Raw genomic sequence first — 1,260 nt, forward strand, 5'->3', positions numbered from 1 at the left:
CAGGGCACCGTGCTTCATCTGCGCGACCTCGTGGTTGGCCTCGTCTGGCTCGAGCAGCGCACCGACGCCTTGCGGCTCACCCCCGAACAGCGGCAGCGTCTGCAGCCGCTTCTCTCGCGCATCCGGGCGAACTTCGAGGGGGCGCCCACGGCGTTCGATGTGGCCCTCGAGGACGAGACATCTCGCCTGCTCACCGCCGACCAGATGGGGGCCCTGCGTCGGCACCTCGAAGCAGATCGCAGTCGCGCCGACTGTGTCGACGCACTGCATCATCTCGAGCGGACCTGCGGGGGGGCGGCTTCCCGCGATGACAAGACGGGAGCGCATCCACAGTGAACCACTACATGGTGCCGGTGCCGTTCCAGCCTGCGCGACGGACTGTCGACCCGGTGCTGCTGACGTGCGTGGGCGTGGCGGTTCTGCTGCACGTCACGATTCTCTTCACGTACGTCGTGCTCTCGAAGGTGAAGCCGTCCACAGATTTCTTCACGAGCCCGGAGCGCGCGCAGGTGACGAACCCGGTCGAGCTGGTGAAGCTTCCCAAGACCAACCCGGGCACGCCTCGTCCTTCAACGGCCTCGAAGAAGCCCACGCATCAGGTGGCGTTTCCCACGCAGGTGCCCAATCCCAAGCCCCCGGGCACGGCCAGGCCGAACAAGCCCGTGACCCCGGGAGGCGGCCCTAGAATCCTCGCCGCCACCACGGGCACCGGTCCCACCATGCCCGTCTCGGCGGGAGGCACGGGACAGGGCACGGGTCAGGGTGCCGGCAACGGCAGCGGGGGGGGAGGATCAGGAGAAGCGGCGGGTGGTCCGCCCGGAGACGGAGGTGGGCAGGGCAGCCACGGTGACTTCATCTACGACAATGCGCCGCGCTGCCAGCTTCCGCTGCGCGAGGGCGAGTACTACAGCTTCCCGAACACCTGGGACGAGCTTGCCGCGCGCGCGGGCTTCAACATCGCCGAGGTCCGGGCCCGTCCCCACCAGGCCCCCTATCTCGTGCGCTTCAAGCCGCTCATCACATCAAGCGACGACCTGAAGAAGCTCGAAGGACGGGTCGGGCAGGTGACCATCTCTCTCACGATCGGAACCGATGGCACGCCCAAGCCTCAGTCTCTCGTGCAGTCGTCCGGCGACGAGCTCATGGACAAGGTGGCGTGGGCCGTCGCGGGCAGCACCGTCTGGCTGCCAGCGCTCGACAATGGCGTGCCCGTGGCGGAGACCATCCAGGCTCCCGTGTGCTTCGGCTCTCGGGGAGGGC

Annotated in this window: 2 protein-coding genes; both read left to right on the forward strand. The window is 68.2% G+C overall.

Translation table 11 applies throughout. From position 1 onward, the window contains the following. Positions 1–336 (forward strand): hypothetical protein (locus EB084_25825; GenBank protein ID NDD31683.1); only part of this gene is annotated, 336 nt, incomplete at its 5' end. Continuing rightward, the coding region (locus tag EB084_25830) for a TonB family protein (protein ID NDD31684.1) at positions 333–1,260 on the forward strand (928 nt) is incomplete at its 3' end. The genes EB084_25825 and EB084_25830, both read left to right, overlap by 4 nt.

The organism is Pseudomonadota bacterium (genome assembly GCA_010028905.1).
Lineage (GTDB): Bacteria > Vulcanimicrobiota > Xenobia > RGZZ01 > RGZZ01 > RGZZ01.